Origin of the sequence: Alteribacter aurantiacus DSM 18675 (assembly GCF_000429705.1) — a bacterium.
Taxonomy (GTDB): Bacteria; Bacillota; Bacilli; order Bacillales; family Salisediminibacteriaceae; genus Alteribacter; species Alteribacter aurantiacus.
This window is the reverse complement of the sequence record NZ_AUCJ01000011.1, coordinates 1-20,414: the sequence shown is the minus strand read 5'-3', so window position 1 is coordinate 20,414 and position 20,414 is coordinate 1. Positions and strand designations below refer to the sequence as shown.

The following is a 20,414-nucleotide window of genomic DNA, read 5'->3' as shown; positions in this document are numbered from 1 at the left end:
TGAGCGAATTTTAAAGTTTGAAATTGCTCGCAAATAATGGAGAAATTTGTGGTAAAATGTATCTTATATTATGTCTTAAGAATCAGGAGGAAAGTCATGTTCTATGTTGCTATTCTAAATCAAATTGCCGTCTCCTTTCTTGCAACAGCTTACCTTCTATGTATTTGGACATGCTTTATGTGCATCAAGCACCGCCTGGCTTTTAAGGACTATACGAAAAAAAAGCAGCTTGCCATTGTAACGAAATATGGGGTGACTTTTTGGATTGTACATCCTCTAACTCTTTTGTCTGAAGGAACAGTGTCGTTGTCAGGAACAGCTGTTTTGCTAATGATTATGACCATTCCTTTAACGTGTTCTGCCTTATGGGTTGCTCTAGCTATGGGGGCGAAGGTTGAGATATCATCCGCGCAGTTTTTAATAGGCAGCGCCATGATAGGTACGTTGATTTACGTATTGGACGTTTCTTTGTACGCATTGGCATTTATAGACACCTTGGACGCAAATGGACTCATTCTGATTTATAGCTATCTATTGGTTTGTTGCATCGCTGGAGCCGTTTTAAGGTTTCTTCTCATCTTAAACAATGAGACGGAGCAGGATGAAATAAGAAGGTGGCACATTGTCGGTGCCATTACAATCGGTGTTGCACTTACAAGCATACCGAATGTGATAAAAGCTTCGTTAACTGCAGGTCAAGAACTGACGAATTTCACTTTAAGCTTTGATTCTATTTTCTTTTCCTTACTGGTAAACATTGTTGCTTTGATTGTTCTTATTCTCGTTCCTGATTTGTTTGGGGATAATCAAAGGAAAAAAACCAAACTTGATTTGCTGACAAACCGTGCGGAATACCACTCTTTATTTTTCAATCATCCTGACGCTGTTTTTGCTCTTGATAAACAAGAGCGGTTCATCCGGATGAATGAAAAAGCCAAAGAGACAATTCGTCATACAGGGTTAACCTCAGATTCCCCTTTGCTGTTAAAAGATGTTTTAACGTCTCGTACATACGTTCAAGTAACGAAATACTTAAAGCAAGCGTTTGGGGGAAAAGGGAGCGAATTTCACCTTTATACAGCTGATGATCGATACTTCCAAGTGACACTTCTTCCACTAAAAGCCGAGTCCCAAACTGCTGCTTATGCCATACTGAAGGATCAAACGGAATCGAAAAAATCCCAAGAACAAATCCAACACTTTGCATACCACGATGATCTTACGGGATTACGAAATCGTAGAGGATTTTTTGACGAATTGGATAAGGTAGAAGAACCGTTTTCCATTATTATGATCGACTTCGATCACTTTAAGCGAATCAATGATATTTATGGCCATGAATACGGTGATTTACTCCTAAAGGAACTGGCAAGGAGAATGAGAAATCGATTTAAGAAGGGGTTTTCGATTGCTCGAATTGGTGGCGATGAATTTGCCTTGATTTATCAAGGTCATGACCACAATCTCATGTTTGAAAAGTGCCGGGAATTTCTTCAAGATTTCTTTGAGCCGATTCATGTAGGTGGAAGGCTTTGCTACATGACCCCGAGTATGGGGGTTGCTCACGCCATCACTGGCGAAGAGCGATCAACCATTGTGAACTATGCAGACTACGCAATGTTCAAATCAAAAAACAATGGACGAAATCAAATCCAAATCTTTAAGCCGGAGATGAGGGACCAGTTGGAGAGAAAGAAGATACTCGAACAAGACCTCCCTCATGCCATTTTAAACAATGAGCTATTCTTAGTGTATCAGCCAATCTTAAACACCAAATCAAATGATTTTTGTGCTGTTGAGACTCTCGTCCGTTGGAATCATCCTAAAATTGGATTAATCTCCCCCGCAGAGTTTATTCCGATAGCAGAAGACATCGGAGAGATTGCCCACCTTGAAGAATGGGTCATGGATACTGGGTGTAGAGAAGTGGCCAAATGGAATGGAAAGCTTCATGAACCGGTGATGCTGTCAGTGAATATTTCCATGAAGCATATGGAGCAAACAGATATTCACAATTTTGTAAAAGAAAGAATCGAACGCGCGGATTTTGACCCGGAATTACTCATTATTGAGCTCACTGAAACAACCCTAATGAGGCGTCAAAAAGAGACTGGGCAGTCCATTGAAAAGCTAAAAGACATGGGCGTAACGGTTTATTTAGATGACTTTGGCACGGGATATAGCTCCCTGAACTACTTGAATAGTTTACCTCTTGATGGGGTCAAGCTGGATCGCCTCTTTCTAAGAAAGATGGAGCAAGCCAATGAGCACTATACACTTGTAGATTCTTTAATTTCGATGAAACGAAAATTAGGGTTGGTTGTTGTTGCTGAAGGGGTTGAGACGAAGGAGCACCTTCTGATGCTCCAACGAATGGGTTGTGAAAAAATTCAAGGTTATTATATTTCTAAACCGTTAGTAAAAGAAAAGTGTTTTCATTTGCTCCAATCAAATCGTTCAAAGCCGTTAGAAAAGGTATGATATTCCTGTTTGGGCATTTATGTGGAAACAAAAGGGATAACATGAAATAATGAAAGAAGAATAGATTATTATGAATAAGGGTTAGGGGTTTTATGGGGAATAATAATATGGAGATGCTCGTTCAAACAAAAAAACAAGTAAAATTTTTAACAAAAGCCGAGATTGATGTGATTGTCAGTCATCTTGTTAATAAACAAGATGCCATTATTATTAAGTTATTGTTCAATAGTGTTCAAGGAACAGAAGTATCAGAGATTCGCAATTTAACCATTCACGATGTAGACAAGTTGGCAAAGGAAGTTGTCGTCACAGATGATAAGCATCCGGATGAACCTCGACGTGTGAAATTGGACGACGAAACGATCGCGCTTATTGAAGAGGCTTATGAAGAGAATGAATACGTGAAGAAAAACGGGAAAATGACACAGACGAAAAATGTGAAAACGACAGTTGAGATGCCTGATTCTCGGGAGACTGAGTTTATTTTAAAAACAGGGAAGACCAACCGCAAGCATGCAAAAAAGGTGAGTCAGTATACGATTTACAACCGTATTGAAATGATTCGCGATTTGGAAAGTGTCAAACGTATTTCAAGCCGAATCAATTCAAAAACCATTGTCCGAAGCGGCATGCTATACCGTGCCAAGCAACTTCTTGAAAAAGAAGGGGGAACGTTAGATAACCCGAAAATCAAAAAGGTTTGCGAAGAGTTTAACGTAAAGAGCCATTGGGCAGTGAAAGACTTCATGAACATGGAGACATTGAAAGAGTTGTACGATGACTGTTAAATGAGTGTAGAAGATTCTCTGAACAGAAGCTGGTTTTAAAGGACAAGTCCTTTAGAGCTGGCTTTTTTGATTTCTTTAGAATGTTCTTCTTCATTAGAAATACCTCCCTTTATCTTGGAAAGGGAAGATACCCGACAGTATGAACCGGTAAGCAATTATTAATCACAAGCGATATGAACTAGGACATGTGAATAGGTATAGCCGGAATGTTCGAAGACTCCTGCGGCCGTGGGAGCTAGGAGAGACCCCGCAAGCGAAGTGAGGAGGCTCGCCGGCACCGCCGCGGAAAGCGAAGAATATTCCGGCTACACCTTTCTTCAACTTATTTACTACACTCCATCCTTACGATGATGGCTATGCAGTTATCCCTTGCTGTTTTAACCGCTCTTAATCGGGTATTGATAAAGGTGTCTAACATTTAGTAAGTAAATATGCGGAGGTGCTAGGTTTGACGAATACGATCTACATTAACGGCGAGTTTGTAAAGAGCGATTCCACTGACATGATTGACGTGATTAATCCTGCAACAGAAGAAACGATCTCACAAGTGGTAAAAGGGACCGAAAGTGATGCTAGAAAGGCGATCGAAGCTGCGTTTGAAGCACAAAAAAGCTGGGAACAAACGCCGGCAGTTGAGCGTGCGTCGTATTTAAATGTCATAGCCGATAAGCTTGAAGAAAACGTGGACGACTTCGCACGATTATTAACAGACGAACAAGGGAAAACGTTGGCGTTTGCAAAAGAAGAGATTGAAACAACGGTAGAGTATTTTCGATACATGGCAGGCTTTGCAAGAAGAGTGGAGGGCGATGTTGTACCAAGTGACAGCCCGAATGAGAATATCATTGTTTTAAAGAAACCAATTGGCGTCGTGACAGGCATTGTTCCGTGGAACTTCCCTATGATGGTGCTTGCCAGGAAAGTGGCACCAGCCATTGTAACCGGGTGTACGGTCGTCATTAAACCGAGTCAGCAGACACCTCTGACTGCAATCAAATTCACCGAACTTCTTCACGAACATGTAGGCCTGCCAAAAGGGGTCTTCAACCTTGTGACCGGTTCCGGATCTTCAGTTGGAGACGAGCTTGCCTCCAATGAAAAAGTAGGGATGGTCAGTTTGACAGGAAGCTTCCCGGCGGGATCAAAAGTGATGGAAGCAGCATCGAAAAAGATTGTGAAAGTAAACTTGGAGCTGGGAGGAAAAGCACCGGCCATCGTAACCGAGCATGCAAACCTAGACTTGGCAGTAGATAAGGTGATTGAGTCAAGAATCATTAACTCGGGACAGGTGTGTACCAATGCAGAGCGTGTGTATGTTCATGAATCCATTGCTGATCGATTTATCGATAAAATCACGTCTAAAATGAGTGAGCTCCGTTATGGGAACCCATTGGAAGAGGGGATGGATTTTGGTCCACTTGTGAGCGAAGACCAAGTGAAAGATGTGGAAGAGGCTGTGGAAAAAGCAAAAAGTGATGGAGCGCGTGTGTTAACTGGTGGGAAACGAGCGGACATGGATAAAGGGTACTTTTTTGAGCCAACGGTCATTACAGGCGTGGAGCAGCAAATGGATATCTTGCAAGAAGAGATCTTTGGTCCTGTTTTACCGATCGCCACTTACAAAGACTTAGACGACGCGATTGCCCTTGCGAATGACTCTGTTTATGGCCTGTCTTCCTCTATTTTTTCTGAGAACTATCATGAAGTCATGAGAGCGATCAATGAGTTGAAGTTTGGTGAAGTATTTGTTAACCGTGAACACTTCGAGGCTCTGCAAGGCTATCACGCTGGATGGAGACAGTCGGGTCTTGGAGGGGCCGATGGAAAATACGGCGTGGAAGAGTACTTGCAAACAACAGTGGCATACATGCAGTACGACAAAAAGAAAAAGTAATTCAACTCTTTTGTTTAAAAGAAAAGCAGAGCGGGTATTTCAAACTCCAGGAGGCGATATTAGATGGAACCATTATACAAAGAGTTTTATAATGACGAAGAAGTCGTAACCGCTGTTGATTCATTGAAGAGTAAAGGTGTAAACGAAGATAACGTGTACATCCTCACTCATGATGATGACCGTACCGACCGTGTTGCTGATAATGCAGATGCGAACACGGTGAGTATGAAGGAAGAAGGGCTTGATACATCTGTTAAGAACGTCTTTCGTAAAAAAGGGGACGAGCTTCGTGCCCAATTCGAGGAATTAGGCTTTACGAGTGATAAAGCACATAGTTTAGAAGAAAAGCTTGATCAAGGAAAAGTAATTGTTGTTGTAAAAGATGCACCAGCCGATTTGGTTCTATAAATAAAGCTAAAACGGGCTGTCTCAAAAGAGGCAGCCCGTTTGTTTATTCTAGTTGATTAATGAGTTGTTTTAATGCCCCCAAATGATAGGCGGAGTGAGCCAAAGCTGCACTTACGGTCGCTGTTTGTTCACTAGTGAAGGAAATGTCTCTTAATCGAGACATGTAATTCTCATACTCCTCTCGAAGCTGACTCTTAAACGCTTGCCATGTTCCTTCATCGACTTCGTGGATTCGCCAGCTTAAATCCCAATCCACGCGGCGCTTTTCATCAAGCAACCTGGCCCCGGATACTTGCAAATAATAGAGGGTATGGTGGACGTGTGCAGCAATCGAAGCCTCGGAAGAAGGAAGGATCATTGAAGCTTCTCGAGCATTGATTCTCTCGATCGTTCCAAGGAGTCCGCTATCAGGTTTCGGGTTCGTATAAAAGCTGCTCGTGCCACTGGGACCTTCAAACGTTTCTTTTAACAAAGACAAAAAGGAATCACGAACGGTTATTTGCTCTATCTTCAACGCCATCACTCCCTTAAATTAGTCCACTCTCTCATTAATTTAAGGAAAGGGGAGCCATTCTCCTTCTTTTAAAGAAAAAAACTTCTTATGATTTGGCAAATTCATAAGAAGTGAATGGGTTTTACCCGTTATTCAACTGCACAAAAACGGCAACCAAAAGTTGTAAGAGTAATTGAATGTTGATGAGGAGTTGTGTATCTGTAGAAGTAATCTCCACGTTTCTGGAGCCCTCGATTCTGATATGGCGATTGGAGATCTGTTTCGTCTTTGCCGATTGTAACAAGTCATTGGCAATGAGTTTTGCTTGGGCTCGGTTTGTACCAGAGTTGCTGATAAGGACGATGATTGCTTCTTGAAGAGTAGCTTGAAGGTTGGCGGCTGCTTTTGTATCTGTTAGGTTTACTGTGATGTCACGAGAGTTCCTGATGGTAATCGATTCTTCGGATAGTTGAATGGATTTGTTTTGGATGGTTTCGTCCGTATCGTGATGGTTATATCGATGGCACTTACAGCTTAGGGGCTTAAAGCCTCTTTTACCGCAATAAACGACTCCATGACTAAACCCTCCTACAACGGCTTTACCAGTGTCGGAATAATATGCTCGCATATACGTTCCCTCCTTTCTCTTCTAGAGTATGGAAAGGAAGGTATTTTGTTTGGACAAACCATGAGGTCATTTATCTATTTTTTCTTCTTCTTCTTCTTCTTATTTTGATAGACAACGGTTTTCTCTGATTCATGAGTTGTTTTCATTGGTGATAGAAGGTGCTTTTCTTTCGCTTTGTCAGTAAAATTATGCACTTGCTGTTCCAAGTCGGTTACGATATTTTGAAGTTTCTCTTTTTGCTCTGGAGTCAACTTCCTTTTTGAGATGCCATGTTTTTCAAACGTCTGTTCAACAAGAATACGGAGTAATGGCTTACTAGGTTCCATAGGGACACCTCCTCTAGTGAAATGAGAACAGTGAAAAAAGTACACCCCGACTTTTTCACTGCCTTTATCTGACTTGCAATGGCTCCACTTAGTTGGGCGCCTTTTACAAGAAACCCACTCGTATCAGGCTTTCAAAACAAGCAGCTGTTACGCTCATTGCTTCGAAGGCATTGAAAAAGTTAAAAATCGAACTTTTTCAGGGCCTTCTAGTGAAATGGGTCGGTACTAGATAGTCTATGAGGAAAAAAGAAAGAGGTGTCGTGATCCGCCACGTGAGAGAGAAAATATACTTTTGTAGGGATTAGGTGGTGGTAAAAGCTTAGAAAAGAAAGAATGTCTAAACAAAAAAACTTCTCTTTAAAAGAGAAGTTCAGGGTTTCATCTGCAGAGAGTGGATACTTTCACCAATGTAGGAAGAATACAAGAAGCTAGCTACTTCCTTAACGTGTCGCTCATCGTGAGTACATAGCTCTTCAATATACTGAAGTAATGAATAAGAGTGATTGTCCAATTGAAACGAGGCGGACAGATTTGAAGTATGAAGCTTCTCCGCAAGCTTTAACCTCGATATAATAGCTTTATTAAGGAGTGTATGTTTCGGAATCGTTTTAGAAAATTGTTCTGCATCTTTGTTAATTAAGTGAATACGCTCGTTGAAGCTTGGAAGGGTGTCTCCATTAAGCATATCGGGAAGTCTCTCTTCTATAATAATTTGATCCCAATAATGAAAATGTGCAACGATGGCAGCAGTTGACCATTTCCCGTCACCTATAGGAGCATAGAATGTTTCATCATCGATTTGTTTTAGGTGATTTAAAAAAGATGTCAACTGTTCAAACTTTGAAATAACTGTGTTCATCCAATCCCTCATTTTTATATAGTCCGGATTTTACTGCTTTCCTAATTGTATAAAAATTCCTTTATAAATGAAAGAAAACTCAATCAATTTGGCTAAAAAGGGCTATGAAAAAGTAGAAAGATCCTAAAGAATCGTTATATTGTATGGGTACTTTTTTCATAGATGAGGAGGTGATTCTTCATTTGTGGGAAGGGTGTTTCTTTATTTTATAGATACAAGTGTGCTTAGAAGGGTTCATTCACGCTGTTATTGTGATAGATTGCCGTTCGATGATCGTGCATTTCAATGTATAAGCCCCCGCTTTAAACCATCAGCTCCATTTCCGCGGTTGTGCCGGCGAGCCAGTAGAAATACTATGTTTTTCTTCTGCTAGTAACTCATATAGTGTTCTGTGTCGAAGCAATAGGCAGCGAATTCACGATGTAAACGCTCGTCACTGCCACAGAACTGTACCTGCTAGCATTCAGCTACGCACACAAGGCATACTTATTTATGTAAAAAAGCCCGCTGGGGGGAGCGGGCCTTTTTTATATGGTGGGAAGGGTCAGTTAACTAGAAGTTGCAAGAACATCCTACAATAACTAGCAATATAAAGATGACAACGACGAATGTAAATGTGTTGTACATGTTTGATCACTCCCTTTACACCAATTTTTGAGGGGATCTCTCAAGTTGGCGTCCACTTGAGAGTTAAAGGAATACCACGAATGTCCGGTTTTGCAAGGTCGTCATCACAAAGGAAGCAAAGGAGGTTGCTTATACTTAGTGGCAAGTGAAGTTGGGGGCATAAAGCTTATTCTTAGTTAAAGCAAGAGCAGCCGATGATTACTAAAAGGATAAACAATACAAGGATTAGCGCGAATCCGTTGCCGTTGTAGTAGCTCATGATTTCTCCTCCTAATTGTTTATTTGAGAAGTTTTTTGCTTCTCACTCATAACGTATGTAAATAGAGCGTAAGAGTCTGGACAAGTGATGGAGGTGAAATGCCTGTTTTTTGGAGAATGGGTGAACGGCTACCTCCTAAAGGGGCAAGGTAGTTGGGGCAGGAGACTAATTGGGGTCTAGACTAATTGGGGTCTGACCCTCTGTTCGGTGTTTCACATTTTGAGTTTACTATTGAAGGGGGAGTGGCTATAATGGGTGCAGAATGAGGTGAATAGAATGGTTACGATTTTAGATATCGCTAAGCTGGCCGAGGTTTCCAGAACAACGGTTTCGCGGGTGTTGAATGATTCTGGTTATGTTAGCGACAAAGCGCGAGTCAAAGTGTTGGAGGCTATTGAGCAGACAGGGTACGTGCCGAGTGAGCAGGCAAAATCGTTACGCACTAAGAAAACGAAGGTCATTGGTGTGATTCTCCCCAAGATCAGCACAGAGACAGCCAGTCGAGTGGTGGACGGGATTGATCATGTGTTAAGTGAAAAAGGCTACCAAATTCTTTTAGCCAATGCGAACTTGCAGGTGGAAAAGGAGATTGAACAACTAAAGCTCTTAGAAAGCAGAAGAGTGGATGGTATTATTTTATTGGCCACGAATTTAGAAGAAAAACTGTTAAAAGCAATTGCAGACCTTAACGTTCCTTTGGTTGCCCTTGGTCAGGATGTACCAGGCATCCCTTCAATCGTTTATGATGATTACCGTTCAGCCAAAGAATTGACAGAGACCATCATTTCAAAAGGCCATAAGCACATTGGCTTTATAGGTGTGTATGAAACAGACGAGGCGGTTGGAAAGGTAAGGAAACAAGGCTATATGGATGCCATGAAAGATCATGGACTTGTCATAGAAGAGGCGTGGATTCAAAAAGGAAAGTTCGATATTGAATCAGGTTACGACGCTATGAAGAAGATCCTTTCCAATAGCAACCATACGCCAACAGCGACCTTTGCAGTGACTGACCGGTTAGCTATTGGAGCGATGGAATACTTAAAAGAAAAGCAGATTGTCATTCCCGATCAAATGGCGATAGCAGGCATTGGTGCATCTGAAATTTCCAAGTATGTGAGCCCGCGACTAACAACAGTGGATTACAATAATGAAAATGCGGGAATGGAAACAGCAAGACTACTTCTTGATCAACTAAATGGTTCCGAAGAAAAAATGAGAAAGTTGTCTATGGACTATAGACTTATCGTAAGAGATAGTTTAAGATAACTTATGGAATCGATTACATAAATCGCTTCCATCCTTTTTTCCTTTTGTGGAATCGATTCCACTAAAAGTTACCTACTGAATGGATTTAAAAGAAATGGACATAATTTCAATGATAGGAAAGGAGCCTAACCATGTCAGAAAATCGGAAAATTGCAGAAGAGTTAATTGAAGCCATTGGCGGAAAAGAAAACATTGATTCGGTTGCTCACTGTGCTACACGGTTACGCATTATGGTCAATGACAAAGATAAGATTGACCAAAAACGAGTAGAAGAGATTGATAAAGTAAAAGGTGCTTTCTATAACTCGGGACAATACCAAGTCATCTTTGGTACAGGAACGGTTAATCGTATTCACGAGGAGGTTACGAACCTCGGTGTTTCCGAGTCGTCCAAAGGTGAACAAAAAGAACAGCAAAAGAAACAAGGAAACGCGTTCCAACGTGCGATCCGGACGTTTGGTGACGTTTTCGTACCGATTATCCCCGTCCTTGTTGCGACAGGTTTGTTCATGGGACTGCGAGGTCTTCTTACACAAGAAGATATCCTTGCTTTAGTAGGACTTGTTCCTGAAGATATTTCAGAGAACTTCCTATTATTTACTCAAGTGTTAACGGATACGGCCTTTGCTTTCTTACCGGCCCTTGTTGCGTGGTCCGCATTCAGGGTATTCGGTGGAAGTCCGATCATTGGTATTGTACTTGGGTTAATGCTCGTAAGTCCTGCCTTACCGAATGCTTGGGACGTAGCAGAAAACCCGGACCTTGCTCTTGAGTTCTTAGGGTTTATTCCGGTTATCGGTTACCAAGGATCTGTTCTACCGGCATTTATTGCAGGTTTTGTTGGGGCAAAGCTTGAAAGATGGATCAGAAAGCGTGTACCTGAAGCTCTTGATCTGATTTTGACACCATTCTTAACCTTGCTTGTGATGATCACTCTTGCTTTGTTTGTAATCGGCCCTGTCTTCCACGCAGTTGAAGCAGCGGTTATGGCAGCAACAACAGCACTACTAAACTTACCGTTTGGTATTAGTGGACTCGTCATCGGTGGTCTTCACCAAGTAATCGTAATTACAGGTGTGCACCATATCTTTAACTTCCTTGAGATCCAGTTACTGAACCAACTTGGGGAGAACCCGTTTAACGCGATTATCTCTACGGCAATTGCTGCTCAAGGCGCAGCGGCTTTAGCGGTTGGCCTTAAAACGCGCTCAAAGAAACTAAAAGCTCTTGCTTTACCATCATCCTTCTCCGCTTTCTTAGGGATTACAGAGCCGGCGATTTTCGGGGTAAACCTTCGATACATGAAGCCGTTTGTAATGGGATTGATTGGAGGAGCTGTTGGTGGATTCTTCGCATCACTAGTAGGTCTTGCAGGATCAGGTATGGCTGTTACTGTTATTCCTGGTACTCTCCTTTATTTAGGACCTGAAATTGTACTCTACCTTCTTGCAAACCTAATTGCAGCAGGTGTAGCGTTCGCCCTTACGTACATGTTCGGGTACACTGATAAAATGAAAGAAGAAATGGACGGACAAGCGTAATTCGAACTTCTGACCTTAAAGGATCATTCCTTTAGGGTCTTTTTTTCGGTTATAGTGATAGGAAAGGAGGGGTTATCGGTGAAACGTAAAGTAAGAGTTGTTACTTATGATCCGGCTTGGAAAGATACATTCGCCGAGGCGGAGTTGGAGCTTAGAACCATTTTTGAGGAAGGGGACATTCATCATATTGGAAGCACGTCTGTTGAAGGGTTATCAGCTAAACCGATTATTGATATTTTAATTGAAGTGGATCATATTGAACGAGCAGATGAAGAAACAGAGCGAATGGAGCATCACGGATATGTAGCAAGAGGAGAGCATGGCATCCCCGGAAGACGGTTCTTTTATAAAGGAGAAGGGGAAGAAAGGAGTCTTCATATTCACACCTTTGAAAAAGGCAGTGACGGAGCGAAACGTCACCTCGCTTTTCGTGATTATTTACGTAGCCACCCAGATGTGAAAGAGGAGTATGGGACATTGAAGACCCTTTTGGTTAAAAAGCATCCTGAGAGCTTGGAAGATTATATGGATGGGAAAGATCCGTTCATTAAAACAGTTGAAAAAGAGGCTCTTGTTTGGAGATACAGTGATTATCGGTGAAAGGTAGCATCGATTAAAATGCTACCTCCTGGTGTCTGAAGATTGGTTAAAACCCTTTTACGACAAACCAAAAACGATACATTCATTCTTGTATATGCGTTGACACGATTGGGAAAAACAAGCCTTAAGGGTCATATCTTTATCTATAGTTAGTTTCCTATATCGAACGAAAAAGAATAGACAAAAGGATTATTGTTCGTTATAATGAACTAAATGAGATTTGGGTCTAAACTAAGGCGGTGAAGAGTGACGCATGGGCGAAGTAGGGAATCGCATTAAGAAATACCGATTAAGAAAAGGCTATTCCATTTCAAGGTTGGCTGAGGAAAGTGGCATCGCTAAATCATATATTAGTTTTCTTGAGCGTGATCAGCGGAAAAACCCGTCTGTCGATACGTTAAAAAAGCTTGCCGGAGTATTAAAGATACCACTAGAACTCTTAATGGTAGATGAGGAAAGAGAATCCATATTGGAAGTGCTCGATGATGAGTGGTTAGGGCTCATTAAAGAAGCGAAGGAAAGTGGCGTAAGCAAAGAAGAAGTGAGAAACTATATCCGCTTTATTCAATACAACAACTGGAATGACTCCTTTCCACAAAAGAAACAAGATAACTAATCCACCCTCGGTATGTTTATGAGGGTGGATGTTTGTTTGATCGGTGAGGGAAATGAAGGGGCGGAGACGGTCACCGGTTAAGCCTGTGAGTGGGTGGCTTATTGATTGAGTTTGGAATTTATCGATCGACTTGGTTGATTTGTTAATCGAGTTTGGAAATTATCAATTGACTTAGGTGATTTATTCATCGAGTTTGGGATTTATCCATCGACTTGGTTGATTTGTTAATCGAGTTTGGAATTTATTAATCGACTTGTGTGGTTTGTTAATCGAGTTTGAGATTTATCGATCGAGTTTCCCAATTGTTCATCGACTCGCCACCCTTTATGTCGAAATCCCCTTACTTAAATAAACGTTTGTTTAAAATGCCACCATTCGATTCTTTCAGACAGGTTCAGGAAAAAGGTCCCTTTATCCGGCAAACTAACCGTATGTCTATTGTCCTAAATGACATCTGACTTTACAGTTCTCCACTCCTATTTTACTGAAAACTCAAACATTTTATCCTTTTATCGCGTTAAACTAAAGCCATCTGACTAAAGGAGGGCTTTTCTTGAAAAAAACAGGACAATGGTTACTCGTGGTGTTATTGATAACAGGACTTTTTTCTTTTCCCAACAATGGGGAGGCTGCAAGAGGCAGTCATTTAGTCATGATTGGTGGCGCTCTGGGGTCATCTGAAGGAGCAGAAGCCATTTACGAGAAAATGGTGGCGTTATCCGGCGGAGAAACCGGGAAGATCGGTGTGATTACTGCCAGTAGTTATCCTTATGATTGGGATTGTGAGGAGCGAGGCGAGACTGTCTGTAACAACCCTAATACAAGCAATAGTAAAATGAATGCAAATTACTATATTAAAGCTTTTGGAGATTATGGTATCGATGCAGAATGGATTCCCGTTGATATTGCTAATACTGATGTAGCCGATGACACAGAGTGGGCGGAGCGAATCCGATCAGGAGAATTTAGCGGATTCTTTTTTGGTGGTGGTGATCAAGATCGCTATATTACATCTCTTGTTCGAGGAGATGACTGGGAGGACTCAGCAGTCTTAGGAGCTATCCGAGAACGTTTTGATAGTGGACAGCTTATGATTGCCGGATCCTCGGCAGGAGCTGCTGTTCAAGTGAGTGAATACATGATTACAGGTGGGGATAGCTATCAAGGGATTAGGGATGGATCCATTGAAGGTTATCACGATAGTGCAAGGGTTTTAGGTTATTACAAAGAGGGAGGACTAGGATTTTTCACGTATGGCTTGATCGATTCTCATTTCACCCAATGGGCACGTGAAGGTAGAATGATACGTCTCGCAGCTGATACAGGTGTAGACATGGTGTACGGAATTGATGAGACCACGGCTTTAGTGGTTGAAAACGCGAACCACCCTTCAGTAAAAATGGAAGTGGTTGGTGAGAATGGGGTTCAGATTCTCGATCTTTCACAGTCAATGGTGTCCATTGATGAAAGTGATAATTGGGGAATTAGTGGTATTCAATCAACTTATTTGAACCATGGAGACAAGTATCTTCCTACAGCGAACAACCCTGTTTTTCATTCAAAGTCGAAGCCTGTACACGGTGGGGAAACAGAGTTAGACGTTTATGATGATATTTTTTATGAAGATAACGCTTATAGAACAATGGTTTGGGACCTGCTCACATCAAATGAGTCATCCGTTACGGGAACGTCTTGGGAGAATGATCCTGAGTACTCTCTAACGGCTCATAAGACAAATCAAACGAAAACAAGACTCAGGGAAGCATTCGGCGAAGAGCGATGGTCTTACAGTAACGTAGAAATCTCCATCTATCCGTCAGAATGATACAAAAAAAGACCTCATCCACGTTGGATGAGGTCTTTTCCTTCGTTTATTTTTTATCCTTAGGGTCAATATCCGGCTTCTTCGGTTTTTTATCCAATTCACCGTTTAACTGATCGCCTAAGTCTTCACGAAGATCGTCGTATACCCGTTCTTTAAATTCTTCGTACACTTCTTCTTTAATATCCTCGTATACTTCCTCTTTAATATCTTCATACACTTCTTCTTTAATGTCTTCGTATACGTCTTCTTTGATATCGTCATACACACGACCTTTCATTTTATCGTGCATATCACCGTACACTTCTTCTTTTACCCGTTTGGTCTGACGTTTGGACGTGCGTTTTTGTTCAAGCTTCAAGTCTTTCCCCATCATGATCAATAAGGAGAAGATCATCACGACCATAATGATGGCAAACGGGAGGGCTGCAACAATGGAGGCAGTTTGTAATCCTTCCAATCCGCCACTAATGAGAAGTACGCTTGCTGTACCAGCAATCAAGAATCCCCAAATCACTTTGACAGACAAGCGTGGGTCCAAGCTTCCGTTACTTGTCATGGCACCTAAAACATAGGAAGCCGAGTCTGCGGATGTGATAAAGAAAATGAGGATAAGCGCAACAGCCAAAATACTCATGATCATTCCGAGTGGGAGTTCACCGAGAGTGGCAAAAAGGGCCACTTCCACTTCATCCAACACAAGGTCACCGAGCTGTTCGTTTCCACCAAGGATCATATCAAGAGCGGTTCCACCAAAGGCTGTAAACCAAATGGCACCTAGCAAAGATGGAACAATCAGGACCCCAGCGACGAATTCACGAATGGTTCGTCCGCGAGAGATTCGAGCAATAAAGATTCCCATGAACGGAGCCCATGAAATATGCCAAGCCCAGAAGAAGATGGTGTACGTTCCTAACCATTCACCGTCACCAAACGGATCCAGGTCCAAACTCATTTGGGCCACATTCGCCAAGTATCCACCAATGGTGGTTACAATACTTTCTGCAATGAACAAAGTTGGTCCCATCGCGATCACAAAGATGAGCAGGATCGCCGCGATTGTTAAGTTAATAATACTTAAAATACGGATCCCTTTATTAACCCCAGTAGCAGCAGAGAAAATAAACAAGACTGTCACTATCGCGATTATGATAAAGTTGGTCATCCCGGTATTCGGGATCGTGCCGTTTGTTAAGTATGAAAGTCCCCCTGTAATTTGAAGAGCACTTAAACCAAAGGTCGTAGCTACACCTGTTGAGGTTGCGAGAACCGCCAGTGTGTCGATTCCTTTGCCAAAAGCACCGTATGTTTTGTCCCCTAAGATCGGTTGAAACGCTGAGCTAATAAGGGCAGGCTGGTCTTTTCTAAACTGTACATAACCAAGGGTTAAGGCAACTAAAGAAAAAATTGCCCATGGGTGCAACGCCCAATGAAAAACAGCGTAGCGCAGCCCAGCATTCGCTTGGGCAGCGACGTCACGATCGGCAAAATCAGGGTGAGGATCCAAGTAGTAAAGGGCAGGCTCTGCTACACCCCAAAATACGAACCCTACGCCGATTCCGGCTGAAAAGAGCATACCAATCCAGGTGTAAAAGGTATATTCCGGCCTTTCATCAGGTTTACCAAGTCGTAGCTTTCCGAATGGACTAATCGCCAAAAATAGGACGAAGGCGATGAAAAAAGCGGTGGAGAGCATGTAAAACCAACCGAAGTTATTTAGAGTAAAGCCAAGAGCTTGTCCTGAAAAAGCATCGAGGGACTCCGGTCCGAAAGCACCCCATAATACGAAAAGGGCTACTAGTGTTGCTGAGATGTAGAAAACAATGCTAGGTTTTTTTGTTTCGTATTCAAATTTGCTCACATGTACGTTCATCCGGTACGTTCCCGGATGATCCTCCTTTCAAAATTCTGAAACGTTGAGAATATCAGACATTCATTCCAACGTAAAGATAGGATTCAATCGAATAATTCCTTATTCCTACTTTCCCCTAAACACAAAGAATCAAACAAACAGTTTAATCTTTGAGGTACGATAAACGAAAGGAGGAGAAGACGATGACATACAACGATATTTTTTATGGCGAATCAACACTTGATCCTGTGTTGATTGAATTAATAGAGAGTATGCCGCTAAAAAGGCTAAAAGGGGTACACCAAGCAGGGGCTGTCGCTCTTTTTAAGAAAGAATGAAACGTTACACGATTTGATCACTCGGTTGGAGTTATGCTGATCGTGAGAAGGCTTGGGGGGAGTGTTGAAGAGCAGGTGGCTGCTCTTATTCACGATGTTTCACACACTGCTCTTTCACATTTCGTAGATGTGGTGTATGAAAAAGACGGTGAAGACTATCATGAAGACATTTTCGAACAACTCGTTTTAGCCTCCGATATACCTGCAATCTTGGAGAGGCACAATATAAACGTACAAAACGTAATAGACATGACAGACCGTTCTCCAATACTTGAACAACCGTTACCAAGCTTGTGTGCCGATCGTATTGATTATACGTTAAGGGACGCTTATACGTATTTTTCCACGCATAAAAGAGAAGTGGTTCGTTTTGTTGATTCTCTTGCCCAATCAGACGAAGGAGTTCTTTACATCACGACTATTAAACAGGCGGAGTGGTTTGTGGAGCTTTTTTACGAGGAAGTGATTGAGTTCTTTTTACACCCGACTAACATCTATGTGAATCAAGCGTTGAAGCCGGTGTTGCTTGAAGCGATGGATGCAGGAGCGATTTTAAAGGACGATTGGCTTCTCACAGACAAGTTTTTTTTGAAAAGTTGCGGAGCCATGAACCTGCCAGGAGGAGTATTGATCGAATCATAAAGTACCTTCCTGCAGTGAGAGCCACGTATCCGGGTGAAGAAGGGGATTTTGTGCATCGTGTGAAACCGAGAATCATAGACCCTCATGTCCTCTTTGAAGGAAGGGTGGTTCGGGCATCTACTGTATCGTCTACCATCTTTAAAAAGAACCAATCGGTAGGGAGAGCCTTTCAGAGAGGGGTAAAAATAGAGTAGTTGTACGATTTTTTTGCGCGAAAAAGGTCCTATGAACCGTTTCATCACAGGACCCGTTTTATATAAACAAACACGAGGTAGTCTACTCCTTTAACTCCGTATAGACTACCAAGCGTTCGCGATGCGTACGTTCCACACGGTCAAATTCACCGGTACATGTAATCAAGTTTAGACGTTGACTATTTGTATATCCGAAAATATCCCTGATTGGAGCATCGTCATACGGGTACCGTTCCATTTTGACCACTTCGAACATCAGAGCCTCGTCACGCTCTCCGTAAACAACCACCTCATCACCGATGTTCAACTCTTTTAAATCGAAAAAAACAGCAGGTCCAGTGTAATCATCTACATGTCCAGCTAAGACCGCATTTCCTCTGGCGCCGGGCTTTGCTCCGCGGTTATACCAGCCAACCGTTTCGCCGTCCTCAGGGACATCCATTGCGCCGGTCTCAGTTAGGCCGAGTGATTCGATAGGGGCGTTAATGTTTAACGAAGGAATCTCAACTGAAGTTGGTGTGATTCCAGATGTGACCGTCCCTTGTACTGTTTCGATTGGAGTCGCAGTTTCCTCATTTTGTTCAAGCGTTTCGGCAGTCTGGTCACTTGGTTCTTCTTCCATTTGTTCAATTGTCTCTGCCTCGGATAAAGAGGAAATCCCCTCTTCTGTTTGAGCAGAAGAAGGGTCCTCGGTTCCGCACGCTGTTATCAATGCGAGGAGAACAGCGAAGGGGAAGAGCTTATTGATTTTCAAAGGCTGGTCTGCGGAAGAAGAAGAACAGTGCACCAGATGCAAGGAGAACAATCAACATTCCAGCAGCCATGTAATTTGAATTTTGATCAGCTGTTCCACCCATGCCAGTTGCAGGCATTTCAGATGGCATCGCATCATGTGATGGATCAGCTAGGATAATTGTATCAAGTCCCGGCTCACCATCAGCAAACCCTACTGCAAGAACCGTGTAAAGCATGTCGCCTTCAAGCTCCGTACCTGGTAACTCAAGTACAACGTCTTCCGTACCTGCTACACGTACATCAAGGTCAGCCGTCATCGGTTCAACCTCTTCGTAACCTGTTACAGATGGGAACTCAGCCCCTGCAAACAAGACGTCGCCACCGGCTGTTACATCAACCTCAGGTGCGTCAGGGGATAGGTGTCCTACACGAACCCAAGCCATGCCGTCAGTCGTAGACGTTTCGTCTTCAATAACATGTAAATCAAGGTTTTCTAAAGTATTGATCGCTGCTACCGTGTACGCATTACCAGCACCTACCTCAAGTGTTGCTTCAATGACTGGTTCATCATGTTCACCAGCTGGGAAAATCGCTACATCGTGCTCACCAGCAGGAAGTTCTAAGTAATCAGTAGCCGCCTTAAATTCAGCGCCTTCAACTACAACATCTCCGTTAACCGTTACATCTACAGCCGGTGCGTCAGGGGAAGCATGTACAATACGTACCCAAGCATCGTCGCTCTCATGATCATGAGCGAACGCCGTTACTGAAAATACGGAAAAGACCATTACACCAGCCAACATTGACATCATCAAACGCTTTAACTTCAAAACAACCACTCCTTCATTTTTGTTAGGATCATCTCCTGTTCATCAAGTACCCGGGTTTTAAAATAGTTAAACACTTGTTGAACAAAGATTATACGATAAATATAAAATGCTTCTTAATTTTCGTCAAAAGATAACCCTTTTTAAAAGAAAAATAGTATTTTACTCCTATTCAAATGGAATATTGAGGTTAAATTATTGTTGAGAAATACCAATAGAGGGAATAGCTTATACAAGGCGAATGTAGTTGTATAGGACGTTGTACAAGGAGGGGTGTAAGGATGGAAATCTCGTTTGACGATTTTTTAAAAGTGGATATGAGAGTAGGAACAATCATAGAGGCAGAGCCCTTTCCAGAGGCGAGGAAACCGGCAATCAAAATGAGGATTGATTTTGGTAGTGAGATTGGGGTTAAACAATCAAGTGCCCAGATCACAACACGGTACAAACCGGAAAATCTACCAGGTAGACAAGTTGTAGCCGTAGTGAACTTTCCACCCATGCGCGTAGCTGGGTTCAAGTCCGAAGTCCTTGTGATGGGCGGTGTGCCAGGTGATGGAGATGTGGTGTTGATGAACGTGGATGACCCAGTTGAGAACGGGACGCGAATTGGGTGAAAAAAGGAAGTGCCTCCGAGTTTTTTTCTAATAAACCTGGGTCATAATCTAGTAAATAAACAGAGTGACACACTGAGTTCCACTCTGTTTTGTCTTATTCTGCACGATGACTTTTCGTGTGTCGGTGTAGTAGCATAGTCGTCAAGTTAAGCAAAATTGGCGGCTTTTATTTGGTTCTTTATCTTATTGATCATTCACTCTCATTTTTTCACATGACAAAGAAGCTTCCTTTCGGAAGTTTTTTTGACAAGGATATATTCCGTTACAGGTGGACGCTTTCCGCGGGCATCGCCTTAGCCTCCTGATATGAACGAAACTTTCAAGGCCCCGCTGAAATATTGATTATGATCCTGTTTTTGGGCAACTTTAAGAAGGAAAGCTATTCTGGGCTTCTTGACTTGGTTGTCCTTTATATTCAGTCTGATTTTGTCCCCCTTTAGCTAATCATTCTTCCTCAACCCTTTGAATGGTTGTCAAGTGCTCTCCTTGACTGCCATTCAAAGGGTTGAGACTCTTATAAAGCTAAAGGGTGGAAATATTCTTAGATACCCTACCTCCTTTTGATTAGATGTTGAGAACACGGCACGAAGGCAAAAAC

The 20,414-nt window shown here is 42.3% G+C and carries 20 protein-coding genes and 1 pseudogene; 12 read left to right on the top strand and 9 right to left on the bottom strand.

Annotation, left to right across the window (positions count from 1 at the left end):
* Positions 1–96: 96 nt before the first annotated feature.
* The 4 genes from G476_RS0101335 to G476_RS0101320 all read left to right on the top strand — a co-directional run bounded on the left by G476_RS0101335 (position 97) and on the right by G476_RS0101320 (position 5,571).
* Positions 97–2,481 carry a putative bifunctional diguanylate cyclase/phosphodiesterase gene (locus G476_RS0101335; RefSeq protein WP_026688513.1) on the top strand — a complete coding sequence of 795 codons (2,385 nt, stop codon included), beginning with the start codon at positions 97–99 and terminating at the stop codon, positions 2,479–2,481.
* A gap of 92 nt (positions 2,482–2,573) precedes the next feature.
* Positions 2,574–3,269: a tyrosine-type recombinase/integrase gene (locus G476_RS0101330; RefSeq protein ID WP_156906496.1), complete on the top strand. Its 696-nt coding sequence runs from the start codon at positions 2,574–2,576 to the stop codon at positions 3,267–3,269.
* Positions 3,270–3,717: 448 nt separating this feature from the next.
* On the top strand, positions 3,718–5,163 hold the full coding sequence (aldA, locus tag G476_RS0101325) for an aldehyde dehydrogenase (protein ID WP_035185912.1): 1,446 nt from the start codon (positions 3,718–3,720) through the stop codon (positions 5,161–5,163).
* A gap of 63 nt (positions 5,164–5,226) precedes the next feature.
* A complete protein-coding gene (locus G476_RS0101320; RefSeq protein ID WP_026688510.1) occupies positions 5,227–5,571 on the top strand; it encodes a YflT domain-containing protein in 345 nt (114 codons plus the stop codon).
* Positions 5,572–5,614: 43 nt separating this feature from the next.
* On the opposite strand, the gene G476_RS0101315 is transcribed toward G476_RS0101320, so the two are convergent.
* The 6 genes from G476_RS0101315 to G476_RS23115 form a co-directional block, all read right to left on the bottom strand.
* The gene (locus G476_RS0101315; protein ID WP_051314609.1) at positions 5,615–6,085 is read right to left on the bottom strand and encodes a hypothetical protein; all 471 of its coding nucleotides are present in this window, start codon (positions 6,083–6,085) and stop codon (positions 5,615–5,617) included.
* Between the two features lie 121 nt (positions 6,086–6,206).
* Positions 6,207–6,692 (bottom strand): spore coat protein, encoded by a 486-nt coding sequence (locus tag G476_RS21050; RefSeq protein ID WP_051314608.1) that lies wholly within the window; start codon positions 6,690–6,692, stop codon positions 6,207–6,209.
* Between the two features lie 74 nt (positions 6,693–6,766).
* The gene (locus tag G476_RS0101305; protein WP_026688508.1) at positions 6,767–7,018 is read right to left on the bottom strand and encodes a hypothetical protein; all 252 of its coding nucleotides are present in this window, start codon (positions 7,016–7,018) and stop codon (positions 6,767–6,769) included.
* 370 nt (positions 7,019–7,388) lie between these two features.
* Positions 7,389–7,877, bottom strand: a complete 489-nt coding sequence (locus G476_RS0101300; RefSeq protein WP_026688507.1) for a hypothetical protein — start codon at positions 7,875–7,877, stop codon at positions 7,389–7,391.
* Positions 7,878–8,429: 552 nt separating this feature from the next.
* Entirely contained in the window at positions 8,430–8,504 is a 75-nt protein-coding gene (locus tag G476_RS23120) for a YjcZ family sporulation protein (protein ID WP_084405564.1), read from the bottom strand.
* Positions 8,505–8,676: 172 nt separating this feature from the next.
* On the bottom strand, positions 8,677–8,763 hold the full coding sequence (locus tag G476_RS23115; RefSeq protein ID WP_084405550.1) for a YjcZ family sporulation protein: 87 nt from the start codon (positions 8,761–8,763) through the stop codon (positions 8,677–8,679).
* Positions 8,764–9,039: 276 nt separating this feature from the next.
* Between G476_RS23115 and G476_RS0101295 the strand changes: the two genes are divergently transcribed.
* The 5 genes from G476_RS0101295 to G476_RS21045 all read left to right on the top strand — a co-directional run bounded on the left by G476_RS0101295 (position 9,040) and on the right by G476_RS21045 (position 14,614).
* Entirely contained in the window at positions 9,040–10,032 is a 993-nt protein-coding gene (locus G476_RS0101295) for a LacI family DNA-binding transcriptional regulator (RefSeq protein ID WP_026688506.1), read from the top strand.
* A 131-nt stretch (positions 10,033–10,163) separates the two neighbouring features.
* The gene (locus G476_RS0101290; RefSeq protein ID WP_026688505.1) at positions 10,164–11,573 is read left to right on the top strand and encodes a sucrose-specific PTS transporter subunit IIBC; all 1,410 of its coding nucleotides are present in this window, start codon (positions 10,164–10,166) and stop codon (positions 11,571–11,573) included.
* Positions 11,574–11,651: 78 nt separating this feature from the next.
* The gene (locus G476_RS0101285; RefSeq protein WP_026688504.1) at positions 11,652–12,173 is read left to right on the top strand and encodes a GrpB family protein; all 522 of its coding nucleotides are present in this window, start codon (positions 11,652–11,654) and stop codon (positions 12,171–12,173) included.
* A 253-nt stretch (positions 12,174–12,426) separates the two neighbouring features.
* Complete coding sequence (locus tag G476_RS0101280; RefSeq protein ID WP_026688503.1) at positions 12,427–12,789, top strand: helix-turn-helix domain-containing protein; 363 nt, start codon at positions 12,427–12,429, stop codon at positions 12,787–12,789.
* Positions 12,790–13,342: 553 nt separating this feature from the next.
* Positions 13,343–14,614 (top strand): cyanophycinase, encoded by a 1,272-nt coding sequence (locus G476_RS21045; RefSeq protein ID WP_051314607.1) that lies wholly within the window; start codon positions 13,343–13,345, stop codon positions 14,612–14,614.
* Positions 14,615–14,660: 46 nt separating this feature from the next.
* Here the strand turns inward: G476_RS21045 and G476_RS21040 are convergent, their stop codons facing one another.
* Complete coding sequence (locus G476_RS21040) at positions 14,661–16,472, bottom strand: BCCT family transporter (protein ID WP_425387201.1); 1,812 nt, start codon at positions 16,470–16,472, stop codon at positions 14,661–14,663.
* Positions 16,473–16,666: 194 nt separating this feature from the next.
* Here G476_RS21040 and G476_RS23990 point away from each other — a divergent pair, with 194 nt between their 5' ends.
* Both G476_RS23990 and G476_RS23110 read left to right on the top strand, forming a co-directional pair.
* Positions 16,667–16,801 (top strand): hypothetical protein, encoded by a 135-nt coding sequence (locus G476_RS23990; protein ID WP_281170422.1) that lies wholly within the window; start codon positions 16,667–16,669, stop codon positions 16,799–16,801.
* Positions 16,802–16,822: 21 nt separating this feature from the next.
* A pseudogene (locus G476_RS23110) lies at positions 16,823–17,443 on the top strand (HD domain-containing protein); the annotation flags it as partial.
* A gap of 276 nt (positions 17,444–17,719) precedes the next feature.
* Here G476_RS23110 and G476_RS0101260 read toward each other — a convergent pair.
* A complete protein-coding gene (locus G476_RS0101260) occupies positions 17,720–18,391 on the bottom strand; it encodes a class F sortase (protein ID WP_026688502.1) in 672 nt (223 codons plus the stop codon).
* Complete coding sequence (locus tag G476_RS21025) at positions 18,378–19,202, bottom strand: DUF4397 domain-containing protein (RefSeq protein WP_245579621.1); 825 nt, start codon at positions 19,200–19,202, stop codon at positions 18,378–18,380. The genes G476_RS0101260 and G476_RS21025 overlap by 14 nt, the downstream gene beginning before the upstream one ends.
* A 278-nt stretch (positions 19,203–19,480) precedes the next feature.
* Between G476_RS21025 and csaA the strand changes: the two genes are divergently transcribed.
* Positions 19,481–19,816, top strand: a complete 336-nt coding sequence (gene csaA / locus G476_RS0101250; RefSeq protein ID WP_026688501.1) for a chaperone CsaA — start codon at positions 19,481–19,483, stop codon at positions 19,814–19,816.
* The last annotated feature ends 598 nt before the right edge of the window (positions 19,817–20,414 follow it).